We start from the raw sequence: 26,996 nt of genomic DNA, 5'->3' as shown, positions 1-26,996 counted from the left end.
CCCATGACCATACCCCCGCATTCCCAACTCCTCATCGGTCAGTTGCTCATGGCACCGGCCGGACGAAACCCAGACCAGACAATCCATGATGGCGAAGGAAGTGTGCACACCTACCGCCAGTTCCATGCCCGGATCGGCCAACTGGCGGCAGCACTGACGCGGATGGGTCTGGATCGCGGGGCTACCGTTGCCGTGATGGACTGGGATACGCCACGGTATCTGGAGTGTTTCTTTGCCATACCGATGATCGGGTCGACATTGCATACGGTGAACATCCGCCTGTCGCCCGAGCAGGTGCTTTACACAATCAACCATGCCGAAGACGATGCAATCCTGTGTCACGCAGATTTTCTGCCGCTGCTTTTGCCTTTGTTGTCACGGATCAAGCGCCCAGCCAGGCTGATCGTTCTGACCGATGGCCCGGCACCGCTGCCCGAGGGATTCGATGGGGAGTATGAGGCGCTTCTGGCGACCGAGGCCCCCGATTTCACCTTTCCTGACTTGGCTGAGGATACCCGCGCGACGCTGTTCTACACCACCGGCACCACGGGTGACCCCAAGGGGGTAAGCTATAGCCACCGCCAGCTGGTGCTGCACACGTTGGCCATTGCGGCTGGGCTTGGCACAGTGCCGGGCAAGGGCGGCATCAACCGCGATGATGTCTATATGCCAATCACACCGCTTTTTCACGTTCATGGCTGGGGCTTTCCCTTTATCGCCACTTTCCTTGGCCTGAAGCAGATTTATCCCGGCCGATATCAACCGGCGCGCCTGTTGTCGCTGATTGCTGAACACAAGGTGACCTTCTCGCATTGTGTGCCGACGATCCTGTCAATGCTGCTTTCGGCACCCGAAGCTGCGACAACGGATCTGTCACGGTGGAAAGTGCTGATCGGCGGCTCTGCCTTGTCAGACGGTATGGTGCGGCAAGCCCGCAGGCATGGCATCGACATTCATGCTGCCTATGGCATGTCTGAAACCTGCCCGTTCGTGACCGTGGCTGATATGGTGGCCAGCCAGGCCAATGACGACATAACCATTCGAACAGCCGCCGGGCGGGCGGCTCCGTTGGTCGAGGTAAGGGTGGTGGATCCAGACATGCGCGACGTGCCGCATGATGCGCGGACGACGGGCGAGGTTATCGCCCGCGCGCCTTGGCTGACGGCGGGATATATCGAAAACCCCGAGGGCAGCGCCGATCTTTGGCGGGATGGCTGGCTGCATACCGGCGACGTTGGCCACATGTCCCCAGACGGCACGCTGCGCATCACCGACCGACTGAAAGATGTGATCAAGTCCGGCGGCGAATGGGTGTCTTCGCTGACGCTGGAGAACCTTGCCTCCATGGTGCTGGGCGTGCGTGAGGTCGCGGCAGTCGGCGTTCCCGACGACCGCTGGGGCGAGCGGCCCGTTCTGGTGGTGGTGCTCGAAGGGGCTGAGCCAGTGGAAAATGCAATCATGGTCCGCATCGCGGCGGCGATAGCGACCGGGGATTTGCCGAAATGGGCCGCTCCGGACCGAATCTGCGCCGTGGCGCAGCTGCCGCGCACCTCGGTTGGCAAGGTCGACAAGAAGCTGATCCGCCAGATGCTGGCAAAGGGAGAGATTACATGAGCCGTGAAGCCGTCATCGTTTCGGTTGCCCGGACGCCTATCGGGCAGGCGTTCAAGGGCAGCTTGAACAATATAAAGTCGCCAACACTTGCCGCCCATGCCATCGCCGCAGCGGTTGCGCGGGCAGGCATTGATCCGGGTGAGGTCGAAGATCTGGTGATGGGTACGGTCCTTGGAGCGGGCACGGCCGGGATGAACCTTGGCAGGCTTGCTGCACTTGCAGCGGGCTTGCCCGTCTCTGTGGCAGGTCAGACGGTGGACCGACAATGCGCTTCGGGTCTGATGGCGATTTCGATCGCGGCACATCAGATCGTGCAAGAGGGCATGGAGGTGGCGATTGCCGCGGGACAAGAAAACATCTCAGCCCTGCAATCCCGCTATTTTGACTGGGCCTTTGCCGAGACAGACCCGGTGGTGACGGCCCATGCCGCCCACGCCTACATGCCGATGCTCGACACGGCAGAAATCGTTGCCCGGCAATATGGTATTTCGCGTGATGCGCAGGACGCTTTCGCACTGCAATCACAAATGCGGGTCGCGGCGGCGCAAGCGGCGGGGCGGTTTGATGGCGAGATCGTGCCCATCACGGCAACGCGCCTGATCCGAAACCGCGAAACTGGCGAAATGCGTGGCGAAGAGGTGACGCTGGCTCGTGATGAGGGCAACCGGGCGCAGACCACGCTGCAAAGTCTTGCCGGGCTGAAACCCGTGCGCGACGGCGGCACGGTTTCGGCAGGCAACGCCAGTCAGCTTTCGGATGGGGCGGCAGCACTGGTCCTGATGGAGCGGCGCGCGGCAGAGCAGCGTGGCTTGCCGGTACTGGGGGTTTTTCGCGGGATGGCAGTTGCGGGCTGTGCGCCCGAAACCATGGGCATTGGTCCGATCCATGCAGTGCCGCGCCTATTGCAGCGCGCGGGCCTGAAGGCAACTGATATTGATCTGTGGGAGTTGAACGAGGCTTTCGCGGCGCAGGCACTCCCTTGCATCCAGCAGCTTGGCCTTGATCCCGAACGGGTCAACGTGAATGGCGGCGCGATTTCCGTCGGTCATCCCTACGGTATGACCGGAGCCCGTCTTGCTGGCCACGCCTTGCTGGAGGGACGGCGCCGCCGCGCAAGACTGGCAGTTGTGACGATGTGCGTGGGGGGCGGAATGGGGGCTGCCGGCCTTTTTGAGATTGCCTGATGCGGCCATAACCAAATTAAGGCCTCAGTGTGAAAACTGGTTGTTTGCACCCTTGACCGAAGTTGCCTCACCCTAAGGTCACGCGGATCGAAGTCGATCCGCGCGCGCTGTCAGTTGATCTGACATACCTTCCTGCCGATCGGGTGCAAAAGGCCGTCGGCAGAGGCTTTTTTTTACGGATGGAGGGGTACGCATGTTAGCTTTCACGAAGGTCTGCGCCAGTGTTGCGACCGTAGCATCGCTTGTGGTGTCTGGAACGGCACATGCGGAAGCGCCGGGATGGACGATGGCCACCTCATTTAGCGCCCCCAAGGGTGCCGCACCGGGGATGCCTTTCGCCGCGCGACTGGATTTGACCACAACAGCCATGACGGTTGAGGCTGACCCTGCCGACAAGATGATCCGGCGTCCGTTCGAATGGTGGGGGATTTTCGACTTTCTGGCCAAGCAGGACCCAGCAGGCGCCGTGCCCTTGATGCAGCTTGATGCGGGCCTCTTTCCGGGCCTGACGCTTAACCTGGTCGCAACGGAAGCAGGCGATCTGATCCCCGCTGACCGTGGCATCATCCGCCGACCGATTGCCGCGCGCACCGCCTCATTCTGGGAAATCATCGCTGGGCCGGGCAAGACCTGGAGCCTGACGGAGGGTAATCGTGCGGGCTGGTCGAAGGCCGCTTTCCCGATCTCGCTGGTGCAAAGCCAAGAGGGCGAAGCCTGGCTGGGTCTCGCGAGTTTTGAATACAAGGACGAGCAAGTGACACCACTGCAAGTTCAGTTTTCGTCGAATTCAGCGGGTGGGTTCCTGTTCTGGGACCCCGATTTCGACGTGACGGCCTGGGCCGAAGTTCCCGCAACCTTCGACATCGCAGCCAAGATCGACGTCGCAGCAGTCACCGCGGATTTCAACGCCGAGCGCGCCGCGCGGTTGCCTTTGAAACCGCTGGACGAGCTTGGTGATGCGATCAAGGGGGCGGCAGGCAGGCTCGACCCGGTGCGGACGCTTGCCGTGGCGGTGCTACACGAGGGCACGCTATATATGAACCCGGTTACCACGCCCTTCGGCACCCATCCCTACTCACAAGAGATGCGCGTCGGCGTCTGGTCCGCATCGAAATCCCTGATCCCCGGAATGGCGGCGATGCGGTTGGCGCAAAAATATGGGCCGGACTTCCTCGACAAGCCCATCGTCAGTTATTTCACGGAGGGCGATGAGTTCGCCTATCCTTCCGCCGCGGCTAGGGAGCGGATGGACAAGGTGACGATCCGCAACGCGCTCAACATGCAATCGGGCATGGGGCCGGATGGCTATGATGCCAACTGGAATGCGAAATCGACCAACACCTACCAATGGTCTTATTCCTATGCGCTGGCCGATCAGATCCGCCACTACTTCAACCAAGAACCCAACACCAACGTCGCAGGGCCGGGGCAGAAGATGGTCTACATGGATCAGGACATGTGGATTGCCACGTTGGCAATGCAACGCTTTCTGCAATCCAAGGAAGGCGCGGACGCCACCGTCCTGAACATGCTGGAAACCGAGGTTTACGCCCCGATCGGCGCGCCGCATTTCGTCTCGGGCACCAACTACACGCCGGATGGCTCCATCGGCTTCCCGTTCTCCGCCTGGGGGGCATTGCCCACCATCGACACGCTGGCCCGCGCCGGACAGTTGATCGCGAATGGCGGCAAGGGCCCGGATGGCGGCCAAATCCTTGATCCGGCACTGGTCGCGGGCCTCTCTGCCAGCCCCGATTATGGCCTTGCCTACTGGCGCACTGTCGCCAAGCGCGGCGATACCATACTGAACGTGCCCGGCATGCGTGGCTCTGGGGGCAACATCGTGCTGTCCCTGCCGAATGGCGACGCCATCGTGGTTCTGGGGCGCGACGACTACAACCATTCGGTCAGCGACGCGCAGCTTGTCGCCCTGATCGAAGCCACTCTCGATCTTTCCTCCAACTGACCGGAGCCTGAATTGTTCGGAATTACCCCCTCTGCCCGACTGCGCCCCTCGCCGTTCTACGAGGCCACGGTGAAGGAAGGCGTTACCAACTTCACCACCTACAACCACATGCTGATGCCGACGGCCTTCGGCAAACCCGAGGAAGAATACTGGCGGTTGATCAATGGGGTCAGCCAATGGGATGTGGCGGTCGAACGGCAGGTTCAGTTGAAGGGACCGGATGCTGGGCGGCTGGTGCAGATCCTGTCGCCACGCGACTTGTCGAAGCAAAAGGTGGGACAGGGCAAATACGTGCCGCTGTGCAACCATCAGGGCGTGCTGATCAACGACCCGATCTGCCTGAAGCTGGCTGATGATCTTTATTGGTTGTCAATTGCTGACAGCAACATCTGGTTCTGGGCCGCCGCTATCGCCGCCGAGCGCGGGTTGCGCGTCGAGGTCAGCGAACCCGATGTCTCGCCCATGGCCCTTCAAGGCCCTAAGGCAGAGGATTTGGTCGCGCATGTCTGCGGCGACTGGGTGCGCGATCTAAAGTATTTCTGGTTCCGCGAAACCGAGATTCAGGGCATCCCTGTGGTTGTCCAGCGCTCGGGCTGGTCCAAGCAAGGCGGGTTCGAAATCTATCTGCGCGATGGGGCCAAAGGCACGGCGCTGTGGGACATCTTCCGTGAGGCAGGTGCGCCTTGGGGCATCGGGCCGGGTGGCCCCAACTGGTGCGAGCGGGTGGAGTCTGGTCTGATTTCCTATGGCGGAGATACCGACGCCACCACCAACCCCTATGAGGTACGGATGGGCAAATATGTCGATCTGCATGTGCCTGACGATACCGTGGGCATCCATGCTCTGCGCCGTATCGCGGCCGAGGGGCCAAAGCGGCACTCTCTGGGGATCATTCTGGATGCGGGCGAGCCGGTGAAGCCCGGGTTCCGGTGGAACCCCATCTTCAAGGATGGTCGCAAGGTGGGCGACCTGACCAACTGCATCTTCTCTTACCGTTTGCAAAAGAACATTGGCTTTGCCCTGATCGACAACGCTTGCGCCATCGGGGATACGGTTCAGGCGCAAGTGGCTGGCGTGATGCAACCCGGAAAACTAACTGATCTTCCTTTCCTATGAGACTGACATGAACCTTGATTTCATCACCGAACCGGCCCGCCATGTGCCGGTCATTCACCGCACCGATGTGCTGGTCGTGGGGTCCGGCCCCGGTGGGCTGGCCGCCGCGTTGGCTGCTGCCCGCGCGGGCGTGCAGGTCTGCATGGTTGAACGCTTTGGTTGCTACGGCGGGAACATCACTGTGGTGGGGGTAGAGGGTCTGGCCTGGTATCGCCATGAGGCAACCATCGAGGCCAATGGCATCGGGCGCGAATTTGAGGATCGCGCCAAGGCGATGGGCGCTGCCGTGCCGGAAAGCCAGTCGCTTTCCTACGAGTTGGACAGCGAAGGCTTCAAACTGGTCGCCGACCGGCTGGTAGAAGACGCAGGCATTCATGGCATGATGCACCGCACCTTCGTTGCTCCCGTCATGGAGGGTGACCGCATCGCAGGCATCATCGTGGAATCGAAGGCGGGGCGCGAGGCAATCCTTGCCAAGGTGGTGATCGACGCGACCGGGGATGCTGATGTTGCTGTCCGCTGCGGTGCCCCTGCGCCGAAAACTCCGTCCGAGCATATGCAGGCGGCCTCTGTGATGTTCCACCTTGCGGGCGTCAACAAAGCCGAATTCATGGCCGAGGTGAAGGCCGATCCGCAGACCTACAAGGACTGGTCCACCGGTGAATGGACGGTGGAAACCGACGGAAAAGAGGATGACATGTTCTCGCCCTTCCTGAAAAAGCCCTTCGCCAGGGCCATTGAGGAAGGCATCATCCCCAAGCATCTGACGACCATTGCGGGCACCTGGGGTGCGATGCATGACACGGGCGAGTTGACCTACATGAACCTCGTGCATCTGAACGGGATCGACGGCACCGACCCCGACAGCATGACGCGGGGAGAGGTCGAGGGCCGCAAACAGGCGATGCTTGCCATCGAGGCGCTGCGCCATTTCATGCCAGGCTGCAAAGGGGCGCGGCTGCGTAACTTCGGCATGACCATCGGCATCCGCGACACCCGCAAGATCGACGCCATCTACAACATGACCGAAACGGATGTGCGCCAACAAGGCAGATTCGAGGATACCATCGGCATCTACCCCGAATTCATCGACGGCTACGGCATCCTGATCATCCCGACCACGGGTCGCTACATGCATATCCCCTACCGGTCGATGCTGCCCAAGAAGGTGAAGGGGCTGCTGGTGGCCGGTCGCGCGATTGGCGGCGACAGGGTGGCCCATGCCGCCACCCGCAACATGGCTTGCTGTGCGGTGGCGGGGCAAGGGGCCGGGGTCGCCGCCGCGCAGGCAGTGAAATCCAACTGTGACGTGGATATGGTCGACATGGACGCTGTCCAGCGCGCACTGATCCGGCAGGGGGTTCGCATTCAATGACCATTGTTGCGCGGACATTCGCGACCTTCGCCGAAGGCTTTGCCCTTTCCTATGCGGACGAGGTTTCCGGCGAAACCTACTTCGCAACCTTCGCCACAACCGAACCCAACCCGCGACGCGCTGCGATCTGGGAAAAGATGGCCCTCATCGAAAACCGCATGGAAGCGGCCCTGCGTCCCGTGGCAAAGGCCCTTGGCGTGATCCCGCCCGACCTTGCCGCCCTTCGCCAGTCGGGGCGAGAGGAAGCCCTCGCCAATCCCCGTCAGTCCTGGGAGGCGGCCATGGAGGAGATGGTCCGCGAATATCCGGCCTATCTGGAGGAATTTTCCGGGCTGAAAGCCATTGCGCCGCAAGAGGCGTTCGACGTCATGGACCTGCTTTATGCACACGAAGTCGCGATGATCGACTTTGCCAAGTTGGAACTTGCGGGCAATCGTGACCCCGGCGCACCCCTTGATGCCTTTTTGGTCCGGTTGGGGAAGTGGTCGGCGACACAAGGGTAATCCGGGCGATCAATCCAGAGAGTGCGCAGTGGCTGCCCGCAGACGCGTGGCAGGCGCCTGCGTTGAAGCAGACTTTGGGCGACCCAAGAGGGAAATCTATCGTCACAGCCGCGCTTATCCGATGGCGATGGGAACGCTTGCTGATCAGGTCATGCAATCCCGAAGGCCGTTCAGTTGGATCCGGCCGCCCAACGCGTTACCGTGACTGAGGTCTTCGCGCTTTGCCGCAACCATATTGCTTATTTCAACGTTTCGAGGAAATCGCTTCTCTGAACGCGCTGGGTGATAGGGCAGGATCGCGCCGCAAGGCGCGGGGCAGCTCCATACGAAGTCCGGTTTTCCTCAGGCTATACCAAATTCAAAGCGATGGGCTGGCAGCGGTTGGTACATCCGTCTGAGTGTGGATGGCAAGATTTGCCCCATGCCGTTGGCGCCGATGTGGGTGAAATCATCAACGCCGCCAACATGAGTTTCGCGCAGTGCCCCTAGTTAACCGAAGGCGCGATCGAAGCCCTGCGCCACTTTTGGGTCACCCAGATGTAACAGACTTTCCCGGCAAAGCTGGTGCCAGGCGCATGTACCGGCATGATGAACCTGAAGAAACCGAGAGCCTGATCCCGCCTCAGCCTCTTGTACGACACCCCGTCCAGAGGCGTCAGCCTCATGGACCTCGATCAAAGAGGCGCCGAAGCCGACAAACACACTCTTCGCCAGATCGAGCCCGACCGTGACAATCTCCGACACGGCCGTCCTCCTTTGTGCATGCTCACAGACCCACCTTGGCGCAGCGATGCCGTCGGGGGCGGTCACATCATTGATGCCGCTTGAACTCAAACCGCGGACAAAAACCTGTTCCTTCAGCAGGCCGGCGGCAATCGCCTTGTGGTATTGTTTATCCGCAGCGTGTCACGGCGATGTCGTACTAATCTGCGGCTCTGCCCCGGTGGACGAGGTATGCGTCATCGTTATCGACTGCCCGGCGGCCACAACCGCCTTTGAGCCGACAGGACCCCCGCCATCAGCCGCCTGATGGAAGGTCAGCTTGGAATTCGCATTCAGCTCGACATCAAGCGTATAGTCCGCTCCGATCCCGGTTTGATTGAATACAAGTTCGGCGTTGCTGTCGATATAGCCCAGAATATGCGCGGTGCTGCCTTCACCACTTTGGGTGATGGAAGCTGTCGCACCCGGACCATTTGCGATCAAATTGACGGAAAGGTCAGCTGCGGTCCGCTGGTTGGCGGTCAGGCTCATCGCATCCCCCGACAGCGCAATGTCATGCGATACCGTTTTGCCCGCTGCATCTACTGTAACATTAACAGCCTTTGTGTTGGCCCCTTCCAGAGTGATCGCCGATGACAGCTTCCCCGCCACGGCATCCAGCGCAACGCGGTGCGCGCCGCCCGACAGGTTGATCGAGATATCGCTCAGCGCAGCCTCGCCAACCTCCACGCGCAAGGCAATCTCGCTGCCGGTGGGCGAGGTTTGTTGCAGGCTGACCGTGCCAAAGTTGCCCTTCAGCGCGGCCCCGGTTGTTGGGTCAGGGATGGTTGATCCTGCGGCAAAGCCATGCACGGCATGATCCGTCCCGGACTGCGTGATGTTCAGGGTTACAATCGTTGGGTTGCTTTGATCGAAGCGGATATCATTGGCCCATCCCGGCGCGGCGGTGATAAGCCCAAGGCAGATCAGGGGCACTGCCGGCCCATAGCGTAATGACATGGCGCGCTTTCCTTGGGTGCCCGCCCGGCGGAGTGCCGGACGGACGGGTTGGGCGCATCAAAAAGTGCAGCGCCCGGCATGGGGTTGGTGCGCCCGCGAAAGGCGCGCGGGCTTAGTTCTGAGCAATGGTAACGGTGCCACCGGGTGCAACGGTCTGGGTCGCTGTGTACGATGCATTGACAGAGCTTTGAGTGATGCCGACAGTTGCAGTACCCTGCAGGGTCATGCCGCCTGTGCCCGTGAACAAGCCGTAAGCGGACGGCGCGCCCATGGTAATGGTGTTGGTTGCGCCCGACTGGAGCATTTCTACGTCGACCGCGCCGGTCCCGGATTGCACGAAATTGGCGGTGATGCTGTTTGCGGCATCCACGGCAGCTGCAGTTTGGCCGATTGTGTAGGTGAATCCATCACCGCGGCTCTCGATATCAACGACCGAATTGTCGGCTGTGATGCTTGCGGTAACCGAGTTGTTGCTACCCTCAACGCCAACCGAGAAGTCGAGCGTGCCTGTTGCGTCCTGGTTTACTGTCAAGCTGCTGGTGTTGGAGCTGCCTTTCAACAGCAGCGCCACATTACCAAGGGCCGGCACTTCAACAGTGCCAGCACCCGGCGTGATGCTGAAGGATGATTTGTTGGACGATCCGATCTGTTCCAGCGTCAGCGTGGCAAGTGAACCGGTGACGGTCGCGGGCGCTGCAATGGTGGTGCCATTCGAGCTGATCATGTTGGAAGTGCCCGTCTGGGTGAACGTCACTGCGCCGACAGACCCGCCCGACTGAGAGAAATTGATATCGTTCGCAAAGGCAGCGCTGCCCATCAGGCCAACAACTGCGGTCGTGGCCAGAATTTTCGAAAGTGTCATTGTAGTATCCCTCTTCTTACCACCGCGCCCAGACCTTTGGTCAGGATCACGGGTTTGGCGATCAAGCTTCCAAGCTGGGGCCATCGCCCTGGCTTGCATCCTGACCTCCGTCAATCAGGGCTGGTCAGTTTGACCACCAGCCCTTTTTGATGCCTTCTTGCGTCAGCTCCAGCACGGCGGCGGCAATCGCCAACCGCACCGCCAGCGATACCGGCTCATTCGCTGATCCGCCGATTTCCAACGCCAAAACGTCGTTGTTCAGAATGTACAGCCCGGAAATCCCGCTCCGCGCGCTCATCACCGATTTGCGAGCGTGGACGGTGGCCAACACCTCGCCGTTTTTCACCGAGACCGCGCGCAGGATCACCCCGACCTGATCTGTCGCCACCTCTTTCACGCCGTTGACCGACTTAAAGCCAAGGCCGCGCAAATCTTGCGTGACACTGCGGTCGTAAGACACCGCACCGCCGGTCAATATGATGCCCGGCAACAGCAAGGGTGTCAGTTGAGCGGCCTGTTCCGCAGGCAGCGATGCAACCACGATTCGCCGCTCGGTCAGCAAGGCATCGACATTCTCGCGCTCGACCACCCGGTACAGCTTGCCGTCGGCGGCGCGTTGCAGCTCTTGCACCAGAATCGACGAAATGCCCTGCGGCAACGCCGTCGACATCTCTGACACCGGCCGGTCATTGACCAAACGCTGCCCGGATTGATCGACAAAGTTGTAAACGCCCACCACGATCGGTTCGCCTTTGGGCGGCGCAAGCGATGACAGCGTGTCAAACGCCGACTGCTGATCGACCATCGGCGGCGTGGTCTGCAACTTGGGCGTCGGAAAGCAGCCTGCGACCAACAAGGCCGTCGCCAGCAGGATGGCAGGTTTCAGGCGCTGCATTACTCAACCACCGGCAGTTCGATGGTCGTCGATCCGTTCCCGTCTGTAATGACAAGGCTCAGGATGCCGTCAGACCGGATATATTCAATCGTCACGTCGCCCACCGTAAAATTGCCTGTCGGCGCATCGCCATCCAGAATCTCCATCGAAAACCGCCGCGCGATTTCCACATTCAGATAGTTGGTGATGGCTGCAACCAGGCGGTCGGCATTTGTCGTCACCGTCAGGTTTTTCGCGCGCTCTTCCGCCGCCAAGGCCGCCGCTATACGTGCTTTCTGGGAATCGGCACTCTGCTTTTCAAATTTCAGAATATCAAGAGCTTGCACATTACCACCACCAAATTGCGGAAGCATTGGTGAATAGCTCATTTCCGCACTGACAGGATGGGCCAAAGCTGCTCCTGCAATCAGGCCAACTAACAGGGCAAAATAACATCTAAACTGACGAAGCATTGTGACCCGAAGCATCGTTTTAGTCTCCACCAAGATGTTACGTAGATCCAAATACACACCGCGGTCCTATTGCTTAGACTGTGATTATGCGAAAAAACGATAAATTGTTATGAATAAATTAGGGACATGCCGCCTATTAGAAATATTTTATTCCTGCCCAATAATCCAAAACGCTTGACATTCAAAGGCTATCTGTCCGTTACTTCTTAAGATGGCAAATAATATCTTTTGATTAATATATATGAATGAAAGATCTGCCGCCCCTGTCTTTTCCATCCAGACCGGCTCTGTTAGAAAAACGACCTAAGGTTGTTTTTTTTGTACTTACGGTAGATTTATACAGCGCGTTGAGTTTGGGGTGTTCCAAGGGCTGCAAAACTGTTCAGGGTCATCGCACGGATCTGTAACTTGGCATGAAGCGCATCGCTGAGTTCTATAAGATCGAAGCCGAGATCAGGGACCTGACCCCAGAGGCGCGTCTTGCCTTCCGCCATGATCAGGGAGTGCCAAAGATCACCGACTTTGAGACCTGGCTCACCCGACCGACGGACTCCAAATCACGCCTCCTGAGAAAACCACATGGGCAACGTAATAGCAGATCACATCATCGGGCAGAATGCAGGGTGGGGGAACCGTTTACGATCCATACGCAGCACCGGCGCCGCGCGCATCAGAGTAAAAGGTGCGTATGCCATCATCCACACGCGCTGAGAAAACGGTTTAAGAATACGCGAGCCTCGCGCCACGACACCTTCTGAGTGAACTTGCCGCATACCTGTCGCCTTTGAGAGATCGTTGATCAGGCAAGAATATGCGCCAAACAGGAGGGGGGCTAAGGGTCTGCCGTACCATCGGCATGATCTTGGATCTGATCCATGAGTGCTCTATCCTTAGACACTCATTGTCGCAGCGACAGCGCGGGTCCAGCGGGCGTATTTGTTGGCGCGTTTGGTTGCATCCATCAGCGGTAGAAATTGCCGCTGCCGCGCCCATGATTTCTGGAATTCGGCGGGGGCGGGGCAAATCCCGGCTTTCAGGCCCGCCAGATAGGCCGCGCCCAATGCGGTGGTTTCGGTGATCACCGGGCGATCGACCGGCGCGCCCAGAATATCGGACAGAAACTGCATCGCCCAGTCGGATGCCGTCATGCCGCCATCGACTCGCAGCACGCCTTGCGCCGCTACGCCCCAATCCGCGCGCATCGCTTCCAGCAGGTCGCGGGTTTGAAAGCCTACGCTTTCCAGCGCGGCCTTCGCCAACTCCGCCGGGCCAGAGTTGCGGTTCAGTCCGTATATCGCGCCGCGGCAATCGGGCCGCCAATACGGCGCGCCAAGGCCAGTGAAGGCAGGTACAAGGATCACGTCTTGGGCAGGATCTGCGGCTTCGGCAAGGGGTTGGGTTTCTTTTGCGTCACGGATGATCTTGAGGCCATCGCGCAGCCACTGGACGACGGCGCCGGCGATGAAGATCGAGCCTTCCAGCGCGTAGGTCGGTTTGCCATCGAGCTGGTAGGCGATGGTGGTCAGCAGGCGGTTTTTCGAGGGCACCATTTTGTCGCCCGTATTCAGCAGGGCAAAACATCCGGTGCCGTAGGTGGATTTCATCATGCCGGGTTGGAAGCAGGCTTGGCCGACGGTGGCGGCTTGCTGATCGCCTGCGACGCCAAGGATCGGGATTTCATGGCCGAACAGGTCGGCGCGGGTCAGGCCAAAATTGGCGGAACTGTCGCGGACTTCGGGCAGCAGTTGCATCGGGATGTCGAGAAGGGCGCAAATATCGGCGTCCCAGCAGCCCTTTGCGATATTATAAAGCAGGGTGCGGGCGGCGTTGGTGGCGTCGGTGGCGTGGGTGCGGCCTCCGGTGAGTTGCCAGATCAGGTAGCTGTCGACGGTCCCGAAGGCGAGCTCTCCGTTTGCGGCGCGGGTGCGGGCGTTGGGGATCGTATCCAGCAGCCATTTCAGTTTGGTGCCGGAAAAGTAGGGATCGAGCAGCAGGCCTGTGCGGGCGGTGATCATCGGCTCGTGCCCTGCGTCCTTCAGGGCGGTGCAGGTGTCGGCGGTGCGGCGGTCTTGCCAGACGATGGCCTTGTGCAGCGGCTTGCCGGTGGCGCGGTCCCACAGCAGGGTGGTTTCGCGTTGGTTGGTGATGCCGATCGCGGCGATCGAGTGGGCATCTATTCCGGCGCGTTCGATGGCGGCGCGGGCGGTCGCAGCGACTGTGGCCCAGAGGTCGGCGGGGTCATGTTCGACCCAGCCGGGGTGGGGGTAGTGTTGTGGGAATTCTTGTTGGGCAGAGGCGATGACTTTCAGGCCCGCATCAAACAGGATCGCGCGGGACGAGGTGGTGCCTTGGTCGATGGCGAGAATATGGGTCATGTGGCCTCCGGGGTGGTGTGGTCCCAACTCGGGACCTTTTTTTGTTGTTTTATATCAGATGGTTGAGGTGGCGGATTTAAGGAATTTTTAACGTTTGGGTTAGTTTAGGGTGGGTTGTGGGCCAGTGTAGATCGGCTTTGCTACAGAGGGAAATGGCGTTTCTTTTGTCTTGGCAGATTTGGCCGCAGACAAAGCTGGCCGCGCCAGCCTGCCCCTTGGCAGGCGCGAAATGCGCCAGCCCAGGCAGGCGCGGCCAGATTATTGGCCTTCGGTTTGTGGCACAACACCCCTTGCTCAACGGCTTTCAGCCTTATGAGCAACGAACCGGAAAACGCTCTCCCGGAGCGGTTCCTATCGGTTCGAGGCCCTTCGACTGCAGTTTGCTTGTGTCAATAAGAAAAAGGGCGAGGCTTACACCCCGCCCCCTTTTGTCACCCTGTCAGCTTAGTTCTGCCAGGATTTGATCAGCTCGTCATAGGCGATGGTCTCACCCTGCGGCTTTTCATTTTCCAGTTTGGCGACGGGCGATCCCGGCGCATCAAGCCAGACCTGTGGGTCTTGCTCGTCGTTCAGCTTCGGGCCGATGTCGCCTTGGACGCCGCTTTTTTCGATCCGGCCCAGCACTTTCTCTTGCTCGGCGCACAAAGCATCCAGCGCTTCTTGTGGGGTTTTCTCACCCGACATAGCGTCGCCGATGTTCTGCCACCAAAGTTGCGCCATCTTCGGATAATCCGGGATGTTGGTGCCAGTTGGCGACCATGCCACGCGGGCAGGCGAGCGGTAGAATTCGATCAGACCACCCAACATGGCGGCGCGATCGGTGAAGTGCTGGCTGTCGATGGTGGATTGACGGATGAAGGTCAGGCCCACATCAGACTTTTTCATATCGACGGTTTTCGAGGTGACGAACTGGGCGTAAAGCCAAGCTGCCTGCGCGTGATCGACCGGGGTGGACTTCATTAACGTCCACGACCCCACGTCTTGGTAGCCGACCTTGGTGCCTTCGGACCAGTAAGCGCCATGCGGTGAGGGGGCCATGCGCCATTTCGGCGTGCCGTCCTCGTTGACCACTGGCAGGCCGGGTTTCACCATATCGGCGGTGAAAGCGGTATACCAGAACGCTTGCTGGGCAATCTCACCCTGTGCGGGCACTGGGCCAGCCTCGCCGAACACCATACCAGCCGCCGAAGGAGGCGCGTATTTTTGCAGCCATTCGATGGATTTGGTGATCGCATAGACCGCAGCCGCGTCATTCGTGGCACCGCCACGCGTCACGCAAGAGCCGACTGGACGCGAGTTTTCATCAACGCGGACGCCCCATTCATCGACCGGAAGGCCGTTCGGCTCGCCCTTGTCGCCCATGCCGGCCATCGACATCCACGCGTCGGTGTAACGCCAGCCCAAGCTTGGGTCTTTCTTGCCGTAATCCATGTTGCCATAGACTTTGGTCGGACCACTCATATAGGACATATCGCGCCCGGTGAAGAATTCCGCGATGTCTTCATAGGCCGACCAATTGATCGGAACGCCAAGATCATAGCCGTATTTGGCTTTGAAATCGTCTTTGGTCTTCTGATCGTTGAACCAATCGTAGCGGAACCAGTACAGGTTGGCGAACTGCTGGTCGGGCAGTTGATACAGCTTGCCATCCGGTGCGGTGGTGAACTTGGTGCCGATGAAGTCGGCCAGATCAAGGCCGGGGTTGGTCACAGCGGCGCCTTCGCCTGCCATCCAGTCAGTCAGGTTGCGAGCCTGCTGATAGCGCCAGTGGGTGCCGATCAGATCGCTGTCGTTGATATAGGCGTCGTAGATATTCTCGCCCGACTGCATTTGGGTTTGCAGCTTTTCGACCACGTCCCCTTCGCCGATCAGATCGTGGGTGACTTTGATGCCGGTGATGGCCTCGAACGCAGGGGCCAGCACTTTGGCCTCGTATTCATGCGTGGTCAGGGTTTCCGAGGCGACCTTGATCTCCATCCCTGCGTAGGGCTTGGCGGCGGTTTCAAACCACTGCATTTCGGCTTCTTGATCGGCGCGCGAAAGCACCGACAGATCGCCGATTTCTTTATCAAGGAAAGCCTTTGCCGCCTCCATGTCGGCAAAAGCCGGCATACCGTAGGCCATCAGCGCAAGCGCAATGGCGGTTGATGTGGTGCGCAGTCTCATTCGATTCCTCCCAGAATGTTGAGCGTCGTTGGTTGCCCGGCGGTTGCCCGCCGGGGTGGTCAGGCTGCCGTCAGACCCAGCGAAAGACCACTGCGGCGTAGACGAGGCAGAGGATCAGCGCGACAGTCAGCGGTGCGCCGAAGAAGAACAGCCAAGCCAAGTTGATAAAGGCCGAGCCGAGTAAGGTGATGAACAGCCGGTCGCCGCGCGTGGTTTCAATCGTCAGGATGCCGCGACGGGGTGTTTCGGGATAGCGGATCGCCAGCAGGGTGAAGGTGATCAGCAGCGCCGCGATGATGTAGAAGAACAGCGCGACGGGGAAGGTCCAGGCCATCCAGCCGCCTTGGATCATCGGGTCGAACCATTGGAAGCCTTCGTCATTGCGCGGGGTGGCCCAGATCAGGAAGGCCAGCAGGGCGGCCATGCCGGCGGCTGTGGTGACGAAGATCGCGTTCCAGCGTGAGGCGGTCATATCAAACCCTCCCGAGGGCGAAGCCCTTGGCGATGTAGTTGCGCACGAAGTAGATGACCAAGGCTCCGGGGATGATGGTCAGCACCCCGGCGGCGGCGAGCACGCCCCAATCCATGCCCGAAGCCGAGACGGTGCGGGTCATGGTGGCGGCGATGGATTTGGCGTTCACCGCCGTCAGGGTGCGGGACAAAAGCAGTTCTACCCATGAGAACATGAAACAGAAGAACGCCGCCACGCCGATGCCCGATGCCACCAGCGGCATGAAGATGCGGATGAAGAAGCGCGGGAACGAATAGCCGTCGATATAGGCGGTTTCGTCGATTTCCTTTGGCACACCGCGCATGAAGCCTTCCAGGATCCACACCGCGAGGGGGACGTTGAACAGGCAATGCGCCAGCGCCACCGCGATGTGGGTGTCGAACAGGCCGATGCTGGAGTAAAGCTGGAAGAACGGCAGCGCGAACACCGCGGGCGGTGACATCCGGTTGGTCAGCAGCCAGAAGAACAGGTGTTTGTCGCCCATGAAGCTGTAGCGCGAGAAGGCATAGGCGGCGGGCAGGGCGACGGTGATCGAAATCACCGTGTTCATCACCACATAGATCATCGAATTGACGTAGCCCATATACCAGGACGGATCGGTGAGGATGGTGATGTAATTGGCGAAGGTGAAGGTCTGCGGGTAGATCGAGAAGGTCGAGGTGATCTCGGTGTTGGTCTTCAGGCTCATGTTGATCAGCCAATAGATCGGGATCAGCAGGAACAGCAGGTAGACGGTCATCACGATGGCATTGCCGCGATTTTTCATCACTTCGTCTCCTGCGCATCAAGGGTGGTCATCACGGTGTAGAACACCCAGCTGACCAGAAGGATCACGAGGAAATACATGATCGAGAAGGCGGCGGCGGGGCCGAGGTCGAACTGGCCGACGGCCATTTTCACCAGGTCGATCGACAGGAACGTGGTGGAGTTGCCGGGGCCGCCGCCTGTCAGCACGAAAGGCTCGGTGTAGATCATGAAGCTGTCCATGAAGCGCAGCAGCACGGCGATCAACAACACACCGGACATTTTCGGCAGTTCGATATAGCGGAACACGCTCCACCGGCTGGCTTGGTCGATCTTGGCGGCCTGGTAATAGGCTTGCGGGATGGATTGCAGGCCTGCGTAGCACAGCAAAGCTACCAGTGAGGTCCAGTGCCAGACATCCATCACAACAATGGTGATCCATGCGTCCAAGGCATCGTTGGTGTAGTTGTAGTCAATGCCGATGGCGGCAAGGCTATGACCGAGCAGGCCAATGTCGATGCGGCAGAAGATTTGCCAGATGGTGCCCACCACGTTGAACGGGATCAGCAGAGGCAGGGCCATAAGGACGAGGCAGAAGCTGGCCCAGAAGCCTTTTTTCGGCATGTTCAGCGCGACGAAAATCCCCAGCGGCACTTCGATGGCGAGGATGATGGCGGAGAATAAAACTTGGCGACCAAGGGCGGCGTGCATCCGGTCGGAGGAGATCATTTCTTCAAACCAGCCAAGGCCGTTCCAGAAGAAATCGTTCTGACCAAAGGTGTCGTTGACCGAATAGTTCACCACCGTCATCAGTGGGATCACGGCGGAAAACGCCACCACGATCAGCACCGGCAGCACAAGGAACCAGGCTTTGTTGTTCTGGGTCTTTTCCATCAGATCGCTCCTCCCTGTACGCGCCAGTCATCGGCGTAGACGTTGATGCGTTCTGGGGCGAAGCGGACGCGGGTTTGGTCGGTGGCGATTGCGCTTCCTTCCGGGGCGATGACGTTCACGACTTGCCCCGCGACCTCACCGCGAATGATGCGGTGGCGGCCGACGTCTTCGACGCGGCGGATGGTGATCGGCAGGCCCTCGGTGGCAGAGAGTTCGCAGTATTCCGGGCGGATACCGATTTGGGTGCGGCCGATTTGCGGGGCGTAACGCGCGCCCAAAGTCAGATCAACGCCTTGCAGATGCGCGGTATTGCCCGACACAGAAGCATCGAGCAGGTTCATGCCGGGTGATCCGATGAAGTAACCGACGAAGGTATGCGCGGGGGCCTCAAACAGATCCTCGGGTGTGCCCATTTGCACGACGCGGCCGTCATACATCACCACGACTTTGTCAGCAAAGGTCAAAGCCTCGGTCTGGTCATGCGTGACGTAGATCATCGTATGGCCGAATTCGCGGTGAAGCTGCTTGAGCTGGGTGCGCAACTCCCATTTCATATGCGGGTCGATGACGGTCAGCGGTTCGTCAAATAGGATGGCGTTGACATCTTCGCGCACCATGCCACGGCCAAGGCTGATCTTTTGCTTGGCGTCGGCGGTCAGGCCGCGCGCCTTGCGGTCCAGCGTGGCCTCCATGCCGATGGTTTGGGCGATGGCAGCGACACGGGCCTTGATATAGCCTGCGTCCATGCCGCGATTGCGCAGCGGGAAGGCGAGGTTTTCGCGCACTGTCATGGTGTCGTAGACCACCGGGAATTGGAACACCTGCGCGATGTTACGCTCGGCGGTTTCGGCATCGGTGACGTCGCGGTCGCCAAACAGCACGCGGCCTTGGCTGGGGCGCAACAGGCCCGAGATGATGTTGAGCAAAGTGGTTTTGCCGCAGCCGGACGAGCCGAGCAAGGCATAAGCCCCGCCGTCTTGCCAGACGTGATCCATCTGTTTTAGCGCATAATCAGCGTCGCTGCTGGGCGTGGCGCTGTAGCTGTGCGCGAGGTTTTTCAGGGTAATTTGCGCCATTATGCAGCCACCGCGTAAGCGGCGGTTGAGGCCAAAAGCCCTGCGCCGTCAAAGACATAAATATGGGCGGGGTCAAGCCAGAGGCTGACCTTATCGCCCGCGTTCAAGGATTGCACGCCATGCACGAGGGCGACCCAACGGTCTTGGCCGTGCTGGAGATGCAGAAAGGTTTCTGAACCCGTGATCTCGGATGCCGTGGTGGTGCAGATCAGCTCGATGGCGGCGGCAGAGGCCTTGTGCAGATGCAGATGGTTGGCGCGGAAGCCTGCCGTGTAGCTGCCATCGGGTAGGGTGTTGAAGGCTGGCGCTTGGGTGTCGCCAAAGCGCAAAGCATTGCCGCGCTTGGTGAAGTTCAGGAAGTTCATCGGTGGATCGCTGAACACGCGCGCCGTGGTGGCATCGACCGGGTGACGGTAGACGTGGGGCGTTGGGCCAAACTGGGTGACGCGGCCTTGCCACAGGGTCGCGGTATTGCCGCCGAGCAGCAGGGCTTCTTCCGGTTCTGTCGTGGCGTAGACGAAAATCGCGCCGGATTTCTCAAAAATCCGCGGGATTTCGGCGCGCAGTTCTTCGCGCAGTTTATAGTCAAGGTTGGCGAGCGGTTCATCCAGCAGCACAAGCCCCGCCTCTTTGACCAAGGCACGGGCGAGGGCGCAGCGTTGCTGTTGGCCGCCGGACAGTTCCAACGGTTTGCGTTGCAGCATCGGGGTGATTTTCAACATCTCGGCGACATCACGCACGGCGCGGTCAATCTCGGCACCTGATTTGCCGATCAGGCGCAGGGGCGAGGCGATGTTGTCATACACAGACATGCCGGGGTAGTTGATGAATTGCTGGTAAACCATCGCAACCTTGCGGTCTTGCACGCGCAGGCCGGTGACGTCGCGGCCCTGCCAGAAAATCTTGCCCGTCGTCGGTTGATCCAAACCCGCCATCAGCCGCATCAGAGAGGTTTTGCCCGACAGCGTTGGCCCCAGCAGCACGTTCATCGTGCCGTTTTCCAGCGTCAGGCTGGTGGGCTGGATATAGCTTTGCCCCTTCACCACACGCGAGACGGATTGCAGTTCAATCGACATGTCTGTTCCTCATTCCGCCGCCGGGCTGATCGCCCTTTGGGTATTGATAGCAGCCATGAAGGCCGAAAGCTGAGAGATTTGTTCTGGGTTCAGTCGCAGACCGAGTTTGGTGCGACGCCAGATGATATCGGCAGCCTCGACGGCGAATTCATGGCTGATCAGCCAGCGCACTTCGGCTTCGGTCAGGGTGGCACCGAAGTTTTGGCCGAGGTCGGCTGCGGTTTTGGCCGCGCCGAGCAGGGTTTTAGCCTCGGAGCCATAAGCGCGGATCAGGCGGGCGGCCCATGCTGGGGTCAGGAAGGGGTAAGACTGGGCGAGATTGGCAGTCAGCTTCGCCACATCGGTATGCGGGAAATCGCCACCGGGCAGCGGGGCGCGGGCGGTCCATGCCGGTTTGGCATGCGGGAAGAACGGGGTGAGTTTCGCCAGCGCAGATTCAGCGAGGCGGCGGTGGGTGGTGATCTTGCCGCCGAACACGTTCAACAGCGGCGCGCCGTTCTGATCCAGCGAGAGCACATAGTCGCGGGTGGCAGCGGTGGCCGAGGTTGCCCCGTCATTATACAGCGGGCGGACGCCGGAATAGGTCCAGACCACATCATCAACGGTGACCGGTTTGGCGAAGTATTGGCTGGCGAAATCAAGCAGGTAGTCGCGTTCTTCGTCGGTGCAAATGGCATTGCCGGGGGCAGATTGATGGTCTTTGTCGGTGGTGCCGATCAGGGTGAAATCCTGCTCATAGGGAATGGCGAAGATAATGCGGCCATCGCTGCCTTGGAAGAAATAGCAGCGGTCGTGATCGTAGAGTTTGCGGGTGACGATGTGGGAACCGCGCACCAGCCGCACACCTTCCGAGGAATTGATGCGGGCGATGTTGCGGATGATATCCTCGACCCATGGGCCACCGGCATTGACCAAAGCGCGGGCGGTGTGGGTGGTTTGCCCCTGCGCGCTTTCGGTGGTGATCTGCCAAAGATCGCCTGCCCGCGTGGCGCTGATGACACGGGTGCGGGTGTGGATTTTCGCGCCGCGCTGGGCAGCATCGCGGGCGTTCAGCGACACCAGTTTAGCGTCTTCGATCCAGCAGTCGGAATATTCATAGGCATGCGCGAAGCGCTTTTGCAGCGCAGCGCCTGCGGGATCGGTTGTCAGGTTCAGCGTGCGGGTGGCGGGTAGGATTTTGCGGCCGCCCAACGTGTCATACATGAACAGGCCAAGCCGAATCAGCCATGCGGGACGGCGGCCCTTCATCCACGGCATCAGCCGGGCCATCAGCTTGCCTGTGGGGGTTTCGCCTTCGAACCGCATGTCGGGGTGGTAGGGCAAAACGAAGCGCATTGGCCATGAGATATGCGGCATCGCGACCAGCAGGGTCTCGCGTTCTTCCAAGGCTTCGCGCACCAGACGGAACTCGAAATACTCCAGATAGCGCAGACCGCCGTGAAACAGTTTGGTGCTGGCCGAGGAGGTTGCCTGCGCCAGATCGCCCTGTTCGGCCAGCGTCACAGACAGGCCACGACCCACCGCATCCCTTGCGATTCCGCAGCCGTTGATGCCGCCGCCGATGATGAAAAGGTCGACCGTTTCGGGCCGTTGCTGCATGGTCAAGCTAAGTCTCCTCCCTAGCGAGACTTAGGCTGAAGCAATCGTGCTGAGCGGTCAACTATTATTTTCGCTTTTGTGCGGATTGGCGAAAAGCGAACATTTGACGGGCTATGATTGCGCTATCGGCTTTGATTATACTGTATTATTCTGAAATTCGCGCAAATTCGCGCTGCGATGCGGCGTGGAACTTCACTGCATTGCGGCGTGTTTTCGGCCTTGCTCGGCAGCGCCACTTGCCCGAAGTATGCCACTTACCCGGCACAAAGGCGTGAAAGGAAACCTCTTGGCCCTGAGCTTTCGACAGAGTGAGATTGTCGAAATTGCCCGCGCCGATGGCCGCGTGGTGGTCGAGGAACTTGCGCAGCGTTTCGACGTGACTTTGCAGACCATTCGACGCGATTTGACGGAACTCGCCGACTCGGGGCTTTTGGACCGGGTGCATGGCGGGGCGGTGCCGCGCGTGGGGGTCACCAACCTTGGCTATGACGAGCGGCGGTACATGAACGAGGCCGCCAAGGCCGCGATCGCCAAAGCCTGTGCTGCGGCGATTCCGAACAATTGCTCGATCATCATCAACCTTGGCACCACCACCGAAGCGGTGGCGCGCGAGCTGCTACAGCACAGCAACATCACCGTGATCACCAACAATATGAACGTCGCCAATATTCTGGTGGCCAATCCAAGCTGCGACATCATGGTGGCGGGCGGGGCGTTCCGGCGCTCGGACGGCGGGCTGGTCGGCGAGCTGACCACGCAGTTTTTCGAGCAATTCAAGGTAGATTACGCGATTATCGGCAGTTCGGCGTTGGACGGCGATGGCGATTTGTTGGATTTTGATCTGGCGGAAGTCCGGGTGTCAAAAACCATCATCCGGCAAGCACGGCGGGTGTTTCTGGTGTGCGATCATTCAAAGCTGGGCCGCTCTGCTCCGGCCCGGCTGGCGTCGCTGAGCGAGATCAGCGAAGTCTTCACGGATCGGCCTTTCCCGAAGGATTTGGCGCAAAGGTGCAGCGACTGGGGCACCAAGATTAACTGCCTCTAGTTGGCTAAGCGGCTGATACCTTAGCCTGAATTTGGTGATTGGCAGTCAGAAGCGGCCCGCAGGCCAGCCTTGGCCAAGCCACAGGCGGATTTGCGCAACATAGCCTTAAGATACCGGGCAAAGCGGTGGACACGCCCATTGACGCCTATAATCGCGACTTAGAAACCGCTAGAAAAGGACAACCTGATGGGGAGCTTTAGTTGCAGAACACTATGCCTTTGGTTGCGGTTTTGGGTGATCTTCTGGAATCCGGCAGGCGTGGTGCCGCCGCGGCGGTCGATTCTGCACTGGAGCAGCTTTGCCCTTTGATCCACATAGGTGGTGCAGTTGTGTATCTGCGCGGGGGCGATGGTATGTGCCATCTGACTTATTGCGCGACCCGCGCGATGCCCAGCCAAAACGCTGACTTGCCGCAGGTTCTGCCGGCTGCGCACTGGTGGGATGGTGTGGGCAGTAAAGCCATGCATGTGTCCGGCGCGGCGTTTGTCGAGCGCAGCAGCGGCGCAGATCGCGGCCCAGAAGATTTCATGTTTTTGCCGATGATGGACGGCGGGGAATGCGTTGGGGCGATAGGTTACGCTGCCTTGGGGCTGGACTATTCTGACACTGCGGCCGCGACGCCGATGTTGCGGGGGCTGACGGATATCTTGCAGACCCTGCTGGCGCAGGATGTTTCGGTCACCAAGACGCAAGAAGCCGCGCGGCAAGATGCGGCTGCTTTGGCAAGCGCGCAGGATGATCTGGATGCCTTGCAGGGCTATGGCTCGATCGGTGCGTTGGTCGGCAAGCTGAAGGATCAGGAAGCCGCGATGACCGCGCTGGCGGCTGAAGCCGAGGCCGCCCGTATGCGACTGAGCAATGCGATTGAGGCGCTGCCCAATGGCGTGGTGATCTTTGATGCCGAGGATCGGCTTGTCGCGGTCAACGCGGCTTATCATGAGGTCTTTCCCGATCTGGTTGACGATGCCGTGGTTGGGGTGACCTTGGCCGAGTTGTTACGGATAGGCTTCGAAAAGCGGGCTTTTAAGGGCGACTCGACAGAGGCGCAAAGGGAGACGTGGCTACAAGCGCGGCTGTTGCAGTATCGTAAACCGCGCTGGGAAGACGAGGTGCAACTGCCGGACGGTCGTTGGATGCACCGGGTCAGCACCCGCACCGCAGATGGCGGCGTCATTGCGATGGGCTTTGACATCACCTCCAAGCGCAATAAAATCGCCGCCTTGGCTGCCGCCAACCGGGATCTGACGCAAGTGCTGGCCGACCGGGATCGGGCGAAGCAGCGTCTAAGCGGCATCATCGACGGCGCGGCGGTGGGCACTTGGGAGTTGGAGGTTGCCACCGACAAAATTCATATCGGCGGGCGCTGGGGGGAAATTCTGGGGTTAGAGACTTGCAAGCTGAACTCTTTGAGCACGCCCGACTTTATTGACATGCTGCACCCAGACGATCAGGCAAAGCCTCGGCACATTGACGATTTCAATCAGGACTCGATCACTCGGCTTGTCAGCACTGAGTTTCGCATGCGCCACCGCGACGGCCATTGGGTTTGGATTCTGTCGCGCTATGGGGTGTCAGAGCGTGCGCCTGACGGGGCGCCGTTGCGGATTTCTGGCGTGCATCTGGACATCAGCGCGCAAAAGCAACTTGAGCAGGATGTTCTTGCCAGCCGGGCGTTTCTTTTGGACGTCATGGATGCCAGCAACTCGGCGATTGTCGTACTGGATGGCTCTCATAGGATTTCCTATTTGAACCACGAAGCGCAACGTATTCTTGGGCTGATTTGTAGGATTGCGCCCGGCGACGATTTCGACATTTCCGCGCTGAAGCTTGAGCATGTCGATGGTACAGCCATGGCGGAAGACGACTCGCCGTTCAAACTGGCGCTGCGGGCGGCTGAGCCGGTGCGCGACATCCAATGCACGTTTTTGCGACCCGATGGCGCGCGCGGTATTCTGTCTTTTAACGCAGCGCTTTTGGATATGGGCGACCAGCACTTCGGGGTGGTGTCTTTCTCGGATATCACGGAAAGTCTGGCGGCGACCCAGCGTTTGCAAGATGCGCTGATGCGGGCAGAGCACATGAGCCGGGCGAAAACGACCTTCCTGGCCAACATGAGCCATGAGATCCGCACGCCCTTGAACGGGGTGCTGGGCATGGCCGAGGTTCTGGCTGATATTGTTGTTGAGCCGTTGCAACGCCAGATGGTTGATACGATCCGCAAGTCTGGGGAAACCTTGCTGACCGTGTTGAATGGCATCCTTGATATGTCAAAGATTGAGGTTGGCAAGATGGTGTTAGAGTCGGTGGCCTTCGTTCCTATGGAGATAATCCGGCAAGCGGAATCGATCTATGCGATTGCCGCCGAAGAAAAGGGCGTGGCGTTTGAGGTGCTTGTGACGGCGGGCTGCGACAAGCCGCGTTTGGGCGATGCGCATCGCTTGATGCAGGTGCTGAACAATCTGCTGAACAACGCGTTCAAATTTACCGACAAAGGCAAGGTTACGCTGAAATTCTCGTGCCGTATCGGCAAGCCCGTTCAGATCGAAGTCTCGGATACCGGGATCGGGATGGATGCGTCACAGGTGTCGCGGGTGTTTGAAAGTTTCGAGCAGGCAGATGGCAGTATGACGCGGCGGTTCGGCGGTACGGGGCTGGGCCTGTCGATCGTCCGGGAACTTGTGACCTTGATGGGCGGGACGATATCGGCGGAAAGCGTGCCGGGGCTTGGCTCGATGTTTCGTATTTCCTTGCCGCTGCCCGAGGCGGAAATCGCGCCCGCAACACGGGTAAAGCCGAAAGATGCCGCAATGCGCGAAGGCGCGCTCGCAGGTGTGCGTCTTTTGTGCGCGGATGACAACGCAACCAATCGTCTGGTGTTGTCCGAGATGCTGGTCAGAACGGCTGCGGTTGTGACGCAGGTTGAAAATGGCCGCGAGGCAGTCGAGGCTTGGGGCGCAGCGGTGGATCGGGGTGAACCTTTCGCTTTGTTGCTGCTGGATATCACCATGCCAGTGCTGGATGGGATGAGTGCGCTGGCCGAGATTCGCGCTATTGAAACGTCACGCGGTTTTGCCCCGGTTTTGGCCGTAGCGTTGACGGCGCATGCGATGCCGACCCAGATTGCCGACTACCTTATCGGCGGATTTGACAGCCATCTGGCCAAACCGCTCCGGCGCGCTGATCTGTTGCACAGCCTGCTGCAACTATGACGCAAACCAGCGCAACCTGAAGTTGCCGGGCGGCTGCGAGTCCTGGCAAATAAGCCAACTCAGCCTGATTTGGCGTTTATTTTAGCAAAAATCCATTTAACTGAGTGTATATGCAGACTCAGTTTGTTTGCTCCAAGTGACGGGTTGATTCCATATGACAGAAGCTGAACCGCAGACCAAATTCCAAGTTTTGTTGGCCGAAGATGATTTGGTCAATCAAAGCATCGTTCAGGCGTTCCTTTCCGGGGTGAACGTTGAGTTGACGATTGCTTCGGATGGGCGGGAAGCTTTGGAAGCGGCGCTGACGCATCAGTACGATTTGATGATTGTGGACCAGAACATGCCCTTCATCACCGGTGATCGGGTGATCCGCCATTTGCGGGCAGGTCGGACCTTGAATGCCGCAACGCCAGTGATCCGATTTACCGCCGATGCGAATTTTCAGCCGTTTGATCTGAGCACCATCGCGGCCTCGCTTGAGGTCACGTTGCCGAAACCGCTGAGCAGGCACGATCTGCTTGCGACGGTGGGCGCGTTGTTGGGTGGCATGGTGCCTGAGGCCAGCGTTTAGGCCAACATTTTCTTGACAGTGACAGGCCATCGTGAGGACCT

Annotated in this window: 22 protein-coding genes; 9 read left to right on the top strand and 13 right to left on the bottom strand. The window is 59.6% G+C overall.

The features are described 5' to 3' along the window. Window positions 1–3 precede the first annotated feature (3 nt). The 6 genes from Q7V03_RS13870 (at window position 4) to Q7V03_RS13845 (ending at window position 7,758) form a co-directional block, all read left to right on the top strand. The gene (locus Q7V03_RS13870) at window positions 4–1,614 is read left to right on the top strand and encodes a fatty acid--CoA ligase (protein ID WP_304926183.1); all 1,611 of its coding nucleotides are present in this window, start codon (window positions 4–6) and stop codon (window positions 1,612–1,614) included. Further along, complete coding sequence (locus tag Q7V03_RS13865; RefSeq protein WP_304926182.1) at window positions 1,611–2,798, top strand: thiolase family protein; 1,188 nt, start codon at window positions 1,611–1,613, stop codon at window positions 2,796–2,798. Before Q7V03_RS13870 ends, Q7V03_RS13865 begins: the two co-directional genes overlap by 4 nt. Window positions 2,799–2,991: 193 nt before the next feature. Beyond that, window positions 2,992–4,764: a hypothetical protein gene (locus Q7V03_RS13860; protein WP_304926181.1), complete on the top strand. Its 1,773-nt coding sequence runs from the start codon at window positions 2,992–2,994 to the stop codon at window positions 4,762–4,764. 12 nt (window positions 4,765–4,776) lie between these two features. After that, entirely contained in the window at window positions 4,777–5,880 is a 1,104-nt protein-coding gene (locus Q7V03_RS13855; RefSeq protein ID WP_304926180.1) for a glycine cleavage T C-terminal barrel domain-containing protein, read from the top strand. Window positions 5,881–5,887: 7 nt separating this feature from the next. Continuing rightward, the gene (locus Q7V03_RS13850; protein WP_304926179.1) at window positions 5,888–7,255 is read left to right on the top strand and encodes an FAD-dependent oxidoreductase; all 1,368 of its coding nucleotides are present in this window, start codon (window positions 5,888–5,890) and stop codon (window positions 7,253–7,255) included. Then, window positions 7,252–7,758: a hypothetical protein gene (locus Q7V03_RS13845; RefSeq protein WP_304926178.1), complete on the top strand. Its 507-nt coding sequence runs from the start codon at window positions 7,252–7,254 to the stop codon at window positions 7,756–7,758. The genes Q7V03_RS13850 and Q7V03_RS13845 overlap by 4 nt, the downstream gene beginning before the upstream one ends. Before the next feature lie 489 nt (window positions 7,759–8,247). Here the strand turns inward: Q7V03_RS13845 and Q7V03_RS13840 are convergent, their stop codons facing one another. From Q7V03_RS13840 to glpD, 13 genes are all read right to left on the bottom strand, one after another. Then, the gene (locus tag Q7V03_RS13840) at window positions 8,248–8,502 is read right to left on the bottom strand and encodes a hypothetical protein (protein ID WP_304926195.1); all 255 of its coding nucleotides are present in this window, start codon (window positions 8,500–8,502) and stop codon (window positions 8,248–8,250) included. Between the two features lie 162 nt (window positions 8,503–8,664). Continuing rightward, entirely contained in the window at window positions 8,665–9,480 is an 816-nt protein-coding gene (locus tag Q7V03_RS13835) for a hypothetical protein (RefSeq protein WP_304926177.1), read from the bottom strand. A gap of 112 nt (window positions 9,481–9,592) precedes the next feature. Then, the gene (locus Q7V03_RS13830) at window positions 9,593–10,342 is read right to left on the bottom strand and encodes a hypothetical protein (RefSeq protein ID WP_304926176.1); all 750 of its coding nucleotides are present in this window, start codon (window positions 10,340–10,342) and stop codon (window positions 9,593–9,595) included. 124 nt (window positions 10,343–10,466) lie between these two features. Further along, entirely contained in the window at window positions 10,467–11,237 is a 771-nt protein-coding gene (locus Q7V03_RS13825) for a CsgG/HfaB family protein (RefSeq protein WP_304926175.1), read from the bottom strand. Next, window positions 11,237–11,746 (bottom strand): curli assembly protein CsgF, encoded by a 510-nt coding sequence (locus tag Q7V03_RS13820; protein WP_304926174.1) that lies wholly within the window; start codon window positions 11,744–11,746, stop codon window positions 11,237–11,239. The genes Q7V03_RS13825 and Q7V03_RS13820 overlap by 1 nt, the downstream gene beginning before the upstream one ends. Before the next feature lie 833 nt (window positions 11,747–12,579). Continuing rightward, window positions 12,580–14,064, bottom strand: a complete 1,485-nt coding sequence (gene glpK / locus Q7V03_RS13815) for a glycerol kinase GlpK (protein WP_304926173.1) — start codon at window positions 14,062–14,064, stop codon at window positions 12,580–12,582. A gap of 444 nt (window positions 14,065–14,508) precedes the next feature. Beyond that, window positions 14,509–16,230 (bottom strand): ABC transporter substrate-binding protein, encoded by a 1,722-nt coding sequence (locus tag Q7V03_RS13810; protein WP_304926172.1) that lies wholly within the window; start codon window positions 16,228–16,230, stop codon window positions 14,509–14,511. Between the two features lie 70 nt (window positions 16,231–16,300). Next, complete coding sequence (locus Q7V03_RS13805) at window positions 16,301–16,702, bottom strand: DUF2160 domain-containing protein (protein WP_304926171.1); 402 nt, start codon at window positions 16,700–16,702, stop codon at window positions 16,301–16,303. Window position 16,703: 1 nt separating this feature from the next. Next, on the bottom strand, window positions 16,704–17,507 hold the full coding sequence (locus tag Q7V03_RS13800) for a carbohydrate ABC transporter permease (protein WP_304926170.1): 804 nt from the start codon (window positions 17,505–17,507) through the stop codon (window positions 16,704–16,706). Further along, entirely contained in the window at window positions 17,507–18,379 is an 873-nt protein-coding gene (locus tag Q7V03_RS13795; RefSeq protein ID WP_054008493.1) for a carbohydrate ABC transporter permease, read from the bottom strand. The genes Q7V03_RS13800 and Q7V03_RS13795 overlap by 1 nt, the downstream gene beginning before the upstream one ends. Beyond that, the gene (locus tag Q7V03_RS13790; protein WP_304926169.1) at window positions 18,379–19,455 is read right to left on the bottom strand and encodes an ABC transporter ATP-binding protein; all 1,077 of its coding nucleotides are present in this window, start codon (window positions 19,453–19,455) and stop codon (window positions 18,379–18,381) included. The genes Q7V03_RS13795 and Q7V03_RS13790 overlap by 1 nt, the downstream gene beginning before the upstream one ends. Beyond that, the gene (locus tag Q7V03_RS13785; RefSeq protein WP_304926168.1) at window positions 19,455–20,531 is read right to left on the bottom strand and encodes an ABC transporter ATP-binding protein; all 1,077 of its coding nucleotides are present in this window, start codon (window positions 20,529–20,531) and stop codon (window positions 19,455–19,457) included. The genes Q7V03_RS13790 and Q7V03_RS13785 overlap by 1 nt, the downstream gene beginning before the upstream one ends. Window positions 20,532–20,540: 9 nt before the next feature. Next, complete coding sequence (gene glpD, locus Q7V03_RS13780) at window positions 20,541–22,130, bottom strand: glycerol-3-phosphate dehydrogenase (protein WP_304926194.1); 1,590 nt, start codon at window positions 22,128–22,130, stop codon at window positions 20,541–20,543. A 286-nt stretch (window positions 22,131–22,416) separates the two neighbouring features. Here glpD and Q7V03_RS13775 point away from each other — a divergent pair, with 286 nt between their 5' ends. From Q7V03_RS13775 to Q7V03_RS13765, 3 genes are all read left to right on the top strand, one after another. Then, window positions 22,417–23,175, top strand: coding sequence for a DeoR/GlpR family DNA-binding transcription regulator (locus Q7V03_RS13775; protein ID WP_304926167.1), 759 nt, complete (start codon window positions 22,417–22,419; stop codon window positions 23,173–23,175). A 200-nt stretch (window positions 23,176–23,375) separates the two neighbouring features. Continuing rightward, the gene (locus Q7V03_RS13770) at window positions 23,376–26,384 is read left to right on the top strand and encodes an ATP-binding protein (protein ID WP_304926166.1); all 3,009 of its coding nucleotides are present in this window, start codon (window positions 23,376–23,378) and stop codon (window positions 26,382–26,384) included. 154 nt (window positions 26,385–26,538) lie between these two features. Continuing rightward, window positions 26,539–26,955: a response regulator gene (locus tag Q7V03_RS13765; RefSeq protein ID WP_304926165.1), complete on the top strand. Its 417-nt coding sequence runs from the start codon at window positions 26,539–26,541 to the stop codon at window positions 26,953–26,955. The last annotated feature ends 41 nt before the right edge of the window (window positions 26,956–26,996 follow it).

The sequence above is a fragment of the Cypionkella sp. genome, assembly GCF_030652235.1.
Taxonomy (GTDB): domain Bacteria; phylum Pseudomonadota; class Alphaproteobacteria; order Rhodobacterales; family Rhodobacteraceae; genus Cypionkella.
Note: the sequence above shows the minus strand (reverse complement) of the source record. Positions and strands in the feature narration are given on the sequence as shown.

Bases quoted from the DNA above. Each gene is read 5' to 3' on its own strand.
- Q7V03_RS13870 (WP_304926183.1), top strand. From the start codon at position 4: ATGACCATACCCCCGCATTCCCAACTCCTCATCGGTCAGTTGCTCATG.
- Q7V03_RS13865 (WP_304926182.1), top strand. From the start codon at position 1,611: ATGAGCCGTGAAGCCGTCATCGTTTCGGTTGCCCGGACGCCTATCGGG.
- Q7V03_RS13860 (WP_304926181.1), top strand. From the start codon at position 2,992: ATGTTAGCTTTCACGAAGGTCTGCGCCAGTGTTGCGACCGTAGCATCG.
- Q7V03_RS13850 (WP_304926179.1), top strand. From the start codon at position 5,888: ATGAACCTTGATTTCATCACCGAACCGGCCCGCCATGTGCCGGTCATT.
- Q7V03_RS13845 (WP_304926178.1), top strand. From the start codon at position 7,252: ATGACCATTGTTGCGCGGACATTCGCGACCTTCGCCGAAGGCTTTGCC.
- Q7V03_RS13835 (WP_304926177.1), bottom strand. From the start codon at position 9,480: ATGTCATTACGCTATGGGCCGGCAGTGCCCCTGATCTGCCTTGGGCTT.
- Q7V03_RS13830 (WP_304926176.1), bottom strand. From the start codon at position 10,342: ATGACACTTTCGAAAATTCTGGCCACGACCGCAGTTGTTGGCCTGATG.
- Q7V03_RS13825 (WP_304926175.1), bottom strand. From the start codon at position 11,237: ATGCAGCGCCTGAAACCTGCCATCCTGCTGGCGACGGCCTTGTTGGTC.
- glpK (WP_304926173.1), bottom strand. From the start codon at position 14,064: ATGACCCATATTCTCGCCATCGACCAAGGCACCACCTCGTCCCGCGCG.
- Q7V03_RS13810 (WP_304926172.1), bottom strand. From the start codon at position 16,230: ATGAGACTGCGCACCACATCAACCGCCATTGCGCTTGCGCTGATGGCC.
- Q7V03_RS13805 (WP_304926171.1), bottom strand. From the start codon at position 16,702: ATGACCGCCTCACGCTGGAACGCGATCTTCGTCACCACAGCCGCCGGC.
- Q7V03_RS13800 (WP_304926170.1), bottom strand. From the start codon at position 17,507: ATGAAAAATCGCGGCAATGCCATCGTGATGACCGTCTACCTGCTGTTC.
- Q7V03_RS13795 (WP_054008493.1), bottom strand. From the start codon at position 18,379: ATGGAAAAGACCCAGAACAACAAAGCCTGGTTCCTTGTGCTGCCGGTG.
- Q7V03_RS13790 (WP_304926169.1), bottom strand. From the start codon at position 19,455: ATGGCGCAAATTACCCTGAAAAACCTCGCGCACAGCTACAGCGCCACG.
- Q7V03_RS13785 (WP_304926168.1), bottom strand. From the start codon at position 20,531: ATGTCGATTGAACTGCAATCCGTCTCGCGTGTGGTGAAGGGGCAAAGC.
- glpD (WP_304926194.1), bottom strand. From the start codon at position 22,130: ATGCAGCAACGGCCCGAAACGGTCGACCTTTTCATCATCGGCGGCGGC.
- Q7V03_RS13765 (WP_304926165.1), top strand. From the start codon at position 26,539: ATGACAGAAGCTGAACCGCAGACCAAATTCCAAGTTTTGTTGGCCGAA.